Below are 1,329 nucleotides of genomic sequence, written 5' to 3' on the forward strand. Positions count from 1 at the left end.
GGCCAGCCGCGCGGCCAGTGCATCGACTTCGGCGCGCAGTTGGTAGAACTCGGCCACCAGTTGCGGGTCCAGCGGCGCCACCTGCAGGGTGCCGCGACCGTCGGCGCGTATGGCCAGCCCGTCGCGTTCCAGACGGGCCAGCGCCTGCAGCACGGGCTGGCGCGATATGCCGAAGCGCGCGGCCAGCTCTTCCTGGCCCAGCCTCAGGCCGGGCGCCAGTTGGCCATCGATGACGGCTTCGCGCAGTTGCGTATAGACGGTGTGGGCCAGGTCGCTGGCGGCGGGCAGGGGCTTCAGCATGGCGGTTTCCGTGGATTTCTGTATTCAGAATACAGAAATCCACGGCGCTGTCACGCTGCGGCGCGGCATTTTTTGACTATCGATCGGCCGAATACAGCTCGCCCGCCAGGACGTTGCGCCAGTTGCTCCAGGTCAGCCGTGGCCGGCCGGCGGCCTGCCGGTTGTAGGGGGCGTCGTAGACAATGTGGCGCCAACTGGGCCGCACGGCGCCTTCGATGTGCGGCTTGTCGTCGATGAGCAGGTCGCCGCGCACCAGGGTCTTGTCGCGGGTCAGGATAAGCCGCTCGGTGGCAGGGCGGCCCAGGTGGCGTTCTACCCACAGGTATTTTTCGGCCACGCAATTTTCGAACTGGTGCAGGGGCGACGAGCAGATGCGCACGTCCATGCCCAGCGCCAGCAGTTCGCGGTAGGCCTCGAGCGCGCCCGGTACCGGCGGCAGGTCGCGGATAAAGCCCGGGGCGGTGTAAATGGCCTCGGCGCGCGCGCGTAGTTCGGCGGGGTAGTCTTCCAGGATGCGGAACGAGCGGCGGTTCTCGTAGGCCACCGGCTCGGTATCCGGATGCTTGCGGCGCCACGCAGCCAGGAAGGCGTGTTCAAAATCGGCCAGGACACCGTCTTGATCGAGCAGGATGAGCATGGTGCGCGCGCAGGCAGGGCGGGGCTCGATTGTGCCACGCGCCAGCCGGGGGCGGTCAGGCGCTGCGGCCCAGCAGGCGGTAATTTGCCACGCCGTTCTGCGGGCGCGATTCCACCAGCGCGTAGCGGGTGTAGTCCCAATGCACCGGGGCAGGCGCGGCGGCCGGCAAGGCCAGGCTGGCGGCGCGGCGCAGCAGCGTCACGTGGGGGCGGAAAGGTTGGACCGGACGTGGCCAGCCCAGCGGTTCCAGCCATTGCCACAAGCCGTCGTATGTCTGCTGCAGCGCCGCGGGGATATCCGGCGGGCCGGCCCACACGATGCGTTGCCGCCCGAAAGCGCCATAGCGGTCCAGCGTGATGCGGCCGGGCGTGGCGCGTTGCCGGGCCAGGCCG

3 protein-coding genes are annotated in these 1,329 nt (G+C 69.1%); all 3 read right to left on the reverse strand.

The genetic code is table 11. The annotated features are described in order from the left end of the window. A partial coding sequence (locus tag LPZ50_RS24900) for a GntR family transcriptional regulator (protein ID WP_230665503.1) occupies positions 1-300 on the reverse strand: 300 nt, incomplete at its 3' end. Between the two features lie 76 nt (positions 301-376). After that, positions 377-937 (reverse strand): 5'-3'-deoxyribonucleotidase, encoded by a 561-nt coding sequence (locus tag LPZ50_RS24905; protein ID WP_230665504.1) that lies wholly within the window; start codon positions 935-937, stop codon positions 377-379. A gap of 55 nt (positions 938-992) precedes the next feature. Beyond that, the coding region (locus LPZ50_RS24910) for a 2'-5' RNA ligase family protein (RefSeq protein WP_329957706.1) at positions 993-1,329 on the reverse strand (337 nt) is incomplete at its 5' end.

The sequence above is a fragment of the Bordetella petrii genome (genome assembly GCF_020991325.1).
Taxonomy (GTDB): Bacteria; Pseudomonadota; Gammaproteobacteria; order Burkholderiales; family Burkholderiaceae_B; genus Bordetella_A; species Bordetella_A petrii_E.